The organism is Nocardiopsis alborubida, from assembly GCF_012396365.1.
In the GTDB taxonomy this organism is placed as follows: domain Bacteria; phylum Actinomycetota; class Actinomycetes; order Streptosporangiales; family Streptosporangiaceae; genus Nocardiopsis; species Nocardiopsis alborubida.
Window position 1 is genome coordinate 155,870 of record NZ_JAAXPG010000019.1, and the last position, 6,685, is coordinate 162,554.

A 6,685-nucleotide genomic window follows, 5' to 3' on the forward strand; every position below is an offset into this window, starting at 1 on the left:
CCATGAGCAGTCACACGCTTTCCGTTCTGGTGGAGGACACCCCGGGTATCCTCGCCCGCGCCTCCGCCCTCTTCTCCCGTCGAGGCTTCAACATCGACTCGCTCAGTGTGAGCAACACCGAGTACCCAGGACTGTCCCGGATGACAATCGTGGTCAACTGCGACCTCCACCCCTTGGAGCAGGTGACCAAACAGCTCAACAAGCTGGTCAACGTCGTCAAGATCGTGGAGATGGACACCACCGCGTCGGTCCGGCGCGAGCTCCTGCTCGTCAAGGTCAAGGCCGACGCGTCCAGCCGCACCCACGTGCTACAGACGGCCGAGCTGTTCCGCGCGCACGTCGTGGACGTCAGCCCGGACGTCGTCGTCATCGAGGCCACCGGCGACCCCGAGAAGCTCGATGCCCTGGTCAGGAACCTGGAGCCGTTCGGCATCCGGGAACTCGTCAAATCAGGGCTGGTCGCCCTGGGACGCGGACCCCGGTCGATCACCGACCGATCCCTCCGCACGGTCGAGCGCAGCGCGTAGCGGTGCTCTCAGGTTCACCGCGCCCGCTGGTGAACCCGGGGCCCGTGCACGGACGGACCCCACCGCGTCCCCCACGAAACCGAGAAACAAGGAGCAACCCCAAGTGGCAGCACAGATGTACTACGACGACGCCGCGGACCTCTCGCTCATCCAGAGCAAGAAGGTCGCCGTGATCGGCTACGGCAGCCAGGGCCACGCGCACGCGCTGTCGCTGCGCGACTCGGGTGTGGACGTGCGGATCGGCCTCGCCGAGGGGTCCAAGAGCCGGGCCAAGGCCGAGGAGGAGGGCCTGCGCGTCCTCACCCCCGCGGAGGCCACCCGCGAGGCCGACGTCGTCATGATCCTGGTCCCCGACCACATCCACCGGGACCTGTACGCGGCCGAGATCGCGCCGAACCTGGAGGCGGGCAACGCCCTCTTCTTCGGCCACGGCTTCAGCATCCGCTACGGCCTCATCACCCCGCCCGAGGGCGTGGACGTGGCCATGGTCGCCCCCAAGGGCCCGGGCCACCTGGTCCGCCGCCAGTACGAGGCCGGGCGCGGCGTGCCCTGCCTGGTCGCGGTCGAGAAGGACGCCAGCGGGCAGGCCTGGGACCTGGCGCTGTCCTGGGCCAAGGGCATCGGCGGCACCAGGGCGGGCGTGATCAAGACGACGTTCACCGAGGAGACCGAGACCGACCTGTTCGGCGAGCAGGCCGTGCTCTGCGGCGGCACCGAGGAGCTGGTCAAGGCCGGTTTCGCCACCCTGGTCGAGGCGGGCTACCAGCCGGAGATCGCCTACTTCGAGTGCCTGCACGAGCTCAAGCTCATCGTCGACCTCATGTACGAGGGCGGCATCTCCAAGATGAACTGGTCGGTCTCGGACAACGCCGAGTACGGCGGCTACACCCGCGGACCGCGCCTGATCACCGAGCAGACCCGCCAGGAGATGCGCAAGATCCTCGGCGAGATCCAGGACGGCTCCTACGCCAAGGAGCTCATGGACGAGTTCGACGCCGGGCAGCCGACCTTCACCAAGCGCCGCGAGGCCGAGCAGAACGAGCAGATCGAGAAGGTGGGTGCCGAGCTGCGCCCGCTGATGAGCTGGCTCAAGGCCTAGTTCCTTTGGGCCTCCGCTTCGCTTCGGCCCGTTCAAGGACGAATCCCGGGGCCGGGTCCCGGTGAACCGCGGGGACGGGCGGCCCTCGGCCACCCGTCCCCGTCAGGCTTCCCTACCCCGCCGGTAGACTTTCGACCAGCCGTCACCCCCGATCCGGGCAGCGCCCACCACCTGCGCGGTCGGGCCGCACCACCCGAAAAGGAACCGTTGTGCCCAAACCCGCCGTACTCGTAGCGGAAAAGCTCTCGCCCGCCGGAATCGCGCTGCTTGAGGAGGACTTCGAGGTACGCCACGTCGACGGCGCCGACCGGTCCCAGCTCCTGCCGGCCCTCGCCGACGTCGACGCCCTCATCGTGCGCAGCGCGACGCAGGTGGACGCCGAGGCGATCGCCGCCGCCTCCCGCCTCCAGGTGGTCGCCCGGGCCGGTGTCGGTCTGGACAACGTGGACGTGGAGGCCGCCACCAAGGCCGGCGTCCTGGTGGTCAACGCGCCCACCTCCAACATCATCAGCGCCGCGGAGCAGGCCATCAACCTGCTGCTGGCCAGCGCCCGCAACACCGCCCCGGCGCACAACGCCCTGATCAACGGCGAGTGGAAGCGTTCCAAGTACACCGGCGTCGAGCTCTACGAGAAGACCGTCGGCATCGTCGGCCTCGGCCGCATCGGCGCCCTGGTCGCGCAGCGCCTGTCGGCCTTCGGCACCCAGGTCATCGCCTACGACCCCTTCGTGCAGCCCGCCCGCGCGGCCCAGATCGGCGTGGAGATGACCACGCTCGACGAGCTGCTGGAGCGCTCGGACTTCATCACCATCCACCTGCCCAAGAACAAGGACACGCTGGGCCTGATCGGTGACGAGGCCCTGAGCAGGGTCAAGCCCACCGTGCGCGTCATCAACGCCGCGCGCGGCGGCATCCTCGACGAGGACGCGCTCTACCGGGCCCTCAAGGACGGCCGTGTGGCGGGCGCGGGCATCGACGTGTTCGCCAAGGAGCCGTGCACCGACAGCCCCCTCTTCGAGTTCGAGAACGTGGTCGTGGCCCCCCACCTGGGCGCCAGCACCGCCGAGGCCCAGGAGAAGGCGGGCACCCAGGTCGCCCGCTCGGTCAAGCTGGCCCTCTCCGGCGAGTTCGTCCCCGACGCCGTGAACGTGCAGGGCACCGGCGTGGCCGAGGACGTCAAGCCGGGCCTTCCCCTGACCGAGAAGCTCGGCCGCGTGTTCACCTCCCTGGCGGGCAGCATCGCCAGCCGCATCGACGTCGAGGTGCGCGGCGAGATCGCCTCGCACGACGTCAAGGTGCTGGAGCTGGCCGCCCTCAAGGGCGTGTTCGCCGACGTGGTCGAGGACACCGTGACCTTCGTCAACGCCCCGCTGCTCGCCAAGGAGCGCGGCGTCGAGGTCAACCTCGTCACCAGCGACGACAACACCGACTGGCGCAACCTCATCACGGTCCGCGGCGTGCTCGCCGACGGCACCCGCGTGTCGGTCTCGGGCACCCTGACCGGCCCCCGCCAGGTCGAGAAGCTGGTGGAGATCAACAACTACACCATGGAGATCGGCCTGGCCGAGCACATGGTGTTCCTGTCCTACGAGGACCGCCCCGGCGTGGTCGGCACGGTCGGCGCCCTGCTGGGCGACGCCGGCGTCAACATCGCGGGCATGCAGGTCATCCGGGACCAGGAGGGCGGCAAGGCGCTGATCGCGCTCACCGTGGACTCCGCGGTGCCCGACGAGACCCTCGCCTCGATCTCCGCCGAGATCGACGCCGACATCAGCCGCCAGGTCGACCTGGAGGACTAGGGGACCCAGGACTCCCCTCCGGGCGGTCGCGGCAGGGGCCGTACCGCATCCGGCGCTCACGGGCGCCGCGTGCGGTACGGCCCCTCGTGCTGTCCGGGGGCCGCGTGGTGCGGTGAATTATGCGCTCTTCGCGGCTTTTCTCTACCTTTCTATCGCTATGGCGTGGGTCCGAGGTTCGTCGCGAGCGGCTCCTGACCAGCCACGATGCCAGATTGTCTCGCATGCTGAGAAAGCCTGGCCATATAGTTGGACATCCGATATTCTGAGGTCCTAGGAGTCAGTGGTACCGGCTTCACGGCCGGATGCCGCCGCCCCGCGCCGCGAGCGCCCCCACCCGGGGCCCGTGCGGGTGTTCCACGGCAGGCGATCCCGCCGGGAGGGCTCCCCTGGCCGTGGACACCGCCGCCCACGTTCCGCGCTCCGCCGCCGTTCGGCGCGATCCGTCCCGAACCCCGGTCCCGTAGTGCACACCGCCGCAGAGCATTCCCTGGCCGCGCCGTTCCCGGCTCCGGTCACGCAACGCATCCGGAGGATCGCATGTACGACATGATCGAGTACCCGTCCGCGCCCGACTCCCAGGACGAGATCAACCGCGCCCTGCAGGACGCCCTCAACCGGCGGGCCTGAGGCCCGGTCCCGGCGACGGCCGCGCGAACCCCCGGCCGGAGGCACCCGCACTCCGCCGGGGCGGTAGGGTTGTCTCATTCAGTGTTCATCCTGGTCTCACCATATGAGAAGCGGCCGGTGGGGCCGTGTCGAAGCAGAGGCAGTCCATATGGCAGCGCGCACCGTGAAACTGGCGGTCATTCCCGGCGACGGGATCGGTCCCGAGGTCATCGCCGAAGGGCTCAAGGTGCTGGAGGTCGCGGCCTCCCAGCACGACCTCGCCGTGGAGACCACCGAGTACGAGCTGGGCGCCAGGCTCTGGCACCGCACCGGTGAGACCCTGCCCGACTCGGTCGAGGCCGAGCTCGCCGGGCACGAGGCCATCTACCTCGGCGCCGTCGGCGACCCGTCGGTCCCCAGCGGCGTCCTGGAGCGCGGCCTGCTGCTGCGCCTGCGTTTCGACTTCGACCACTACGTCAACCTCCGCCCCGTCCGCCTCTACCCGGGGGTGGACAGCCCGCTCGCCGGCGTGGGCCCCGAGGACATCGACATGCTGGTGGTCCGCGAGGGCACCGAGGGCCCCTACGCGGGCGCCGGGGGCGTCCTGCGCAAGGGCACCCCGCACGAGATCGCCACCCAGGACAGCGTCAACACCCGCTTCGGGGTGGAGCGCGTCGTGCGCTACGCCTTCGACAAGGCCGCCTCCCGCCCCCGCCGCAAGCTCACCCTGGTCCACAAGGACAACGTCCTGACCTTCGCCGGTGAGCTGTGGCAGCGCGTGGTCCGGGAGGTCGGCGCCGAGTACCCGCAGGTCGCCGTGGACTACTGCCACGTCGACGCCGCGTCGATGTTCTTCGTCAACCAGCCCGCCCGCTTCGACGTGGTGGTCACCGACAACCTCTTCGGCGACATCATCACCGACATCGGCGCGGCCATCACCGGCGGCATCGGGCTGGCCGCCAGCGGCAACATCAACCCGGACAACACCTTCCCCAGCATGTTCGAGCCCGTCCACGGCTCCGCGCCCGACATCGCGGGCCAGGGCAAGGCCGACCCCACCGCCACGGTGCTCTCGGCCGCGACCATGCTGGAGCACCTCGGAGTGCCCGAGGCGGCCCGCCGGATCGAGGCGGCGGTCGCCACGGACCTCAAGACCCGCGCCCAGAACGGCACGGTCCGCTCCACCTCCCAGATCGGCGACGACCTCGCCGCGCGAGTAGCCGAGCAGGGCTGACGCACACGCCGGAAGCCCTGCCCTTTCCCGAGGCGCGGCTGACGGCCCTGTTCACCTTCACCGTCGACGGGCGCGCCCGGGTTCCCGAGCGCGCCCGTCGCCGTGTCCGCGTGCGGCTCCGTTCCCCGAGCGGTGCCGTCCTCGCGTGCATCACTCCTGCTCTGGCACCGGGTGCGCTCTTCAGACAGACTAGATCCCAGGCCGGCGATGCTGCCGGCCTGATGCACCCGAGAGGACCACCGACACCATGAACAACGACACCACCACAAGCGGGTTGACGTTCGACATCCAGCTCTCCGACAGGCGGAAGACCCCGCAGGAACGAGAGGCACTGCTGGAGAGTCCCGGGTTCGGCAAGGTGTTCACCGACCACATGGTGAGCATCCACTACACCGAGGGGAAGGGGTGGCACGACGCCAAGCTGGAGCCGTACGGTCCGCTGAGCCTGGACCCGGCCACCGCCGCCCTCCACTACGCCCAGGAGATCTTCGAGGGCCTCAAGGCCTACCGGCACCCCGACGGCTCGCTCGCCTCCTTCCGCCCCGAGTCCAACGCGGCCCGCTTCAACCGCAGCGCGGCGCGCATGGCGATGCCCGAGCTCCCCGAGGAGCTCTTCCTGAAGTCCATCGAACTCCTCCTGGAGCACGACGGCGACTGGGTGCCGACCAAGGAGGACTTCAGCCTGTACCTGCGCCCGTTCATGGTCGCCACGGACGTCGGCCTCGGCGTCAACCACCCGTCCCGCTCCTACGTCTACCTGCTGATCGCCTCGCCGGTCGGCTCCTACTTCTCGGGCGGCGTCCAGCCGGTGACGGTGTGGCTGTCCAAGGACTACACGCGCGCCGCTCCGGGCGGCACGGGCGCGGCCAAGTTCGCGGGCAACTACGCGGCGAGCTTCCTCGCCCAGGCGCAGGCGGTGGAGCAGGGCTGCGACCAGGTGGTCTGGCTCGACGCCCGCGAGCACCGCTGGGTCGAGGAGATGGGCGGCATGAACCTGTGGTTCGTGTTCGGCTCGGGTGAGAACGCGCGGCTGCGCACGCCCCCGCTGACCGGGACCCTGCTGCCGGGCATCACCCGCGAGTCGCTGCTGACCCTGGCCCCCGATCTGGGCATCCCGGCCGAGGAGGCGCCCATCTCCACCGACGAGTGGCGCGAGGCGGCCGAGTCCGGCGAGCTCACCGAGGTGTTCGCCTGCGGAACCGCGGCCGTCATCACCCCCGTCGGCCGGGTCAAGGGCGACGACGGCGAGTTCACCGTCGGCGACGGCACCCCGGGTCCGGTCACCATGCGCCTGCGCGAGGAGCTGGTGGGCATCCAGACGGGTCTGCGCGCCGACAAGCACGACTGGATCACCCGGTTCTAGCGTGACCCCGGCGGGCCGTCCTCCCCCGGGCGGCCCGCCCCGGCCTTCCCTCCCCCC

At 70.2% G+C, this 6,685-nt stretch carries 5 protein-coding genes; all 5 read left to right on the plus strand.

Annotated elements, in window-relative coordinates; translation table 11 throughout:
* The first annotated feature begins 2 nt into the window (after nucleotides 1-2).
* The 5 genes from ilvN (at nucleotide 3) to HGB44_RS20255 (ending at nucleotide 6,628) form a co-directional block, all read left to right on the plus strand.
* Nucleotides 3-527 (plus strand): acetolactate synthase small subunit, encoded by a 525-nt coding sequence (gene ilvN, locus HGB44_RS20235; RefSeq protein WP_013151229.1) that lies wholly within the window; start codon nucleotides 3-5, stop codon nucleotides 525-527.
* 103 nt (nucleotides 528-630) lie between these two features.
* The gene (gene ilvC / locus HGB44_RS20240; RefSeq protein WP_190394677.1) at nucleotides 631-1,626 is read left to right on the plus strand and encodes a ketol-acid reductoisomerase; all 996 of its coding nucleotides are present in this window, start codon (nucleotides 631-633) and stop codon (nucleotides 1,624-1,626) included.
* Between the two features lie 209 nt (nucleotides 1,627-1,835).
* Nucleotides 1,836-3,425: a phosphoglycerate dehydrogenase gene (gene serA, locus HGB44_RS20245; RefSeq protein WP_061078226.1), complete on the plus strand. Its 1,590-nt coding sequence runs from the start codon at nucleotides 1,836-1,838 to the stop codon at nucleotides 3,423-3,425.
* 775 nt (nucleotides 3,426-4,200) lie between these two features.
* Nucleotides 4,201-5,265, plus strand: coding sequence for a 3-isopropylmalate dehydrogenase (locus HGB44_RS20250; protein WP_061078225.1), 1,065 nt, complete (start codon nucleotides 4,201-4,203; stop codon nucleotides 5,263-5,265).
* Between the two features lie 247 nt (nucleotides 5,266-5,512).
* Complete coding sequence (locus HGB44_RS20255) at nucleotides 5,513-6,628, plus strand: branched-chain amino acid aminotransferase (protein ID WP_061078224.1); 1,116 nt, start codon at nucleotides 5,513-5,515, stop codon at nucleotides 6,626-6,628.
* Nucleotides 6,629-6,685 lie beyond the last annotated feature (57 nt).

Bases quoted from the DNA above. Each gene is read 5' to 3' on its own strand.
- ilvN (WP_013151229.1), top strand. From the start codon at position 3: ATGAGCAGTCACACGCTTTCCGTTCTGGTGGAGGACACCCCGGGTATC.
- HGB44_RS20250 (WP_061078225.1), top strand. From the start codon at position 4,201: ATGGCAGCGCGCACCGTGAAACTGGCGGTCATTCCCGGCGACGGGATC.
- HGB44_RS20255 (WP_061078224.1), top strand. From the start codon at position 5,513: ATGAACAACGACACCACCACAAGCGGGTTGACGTTCGACATCCAGCTC.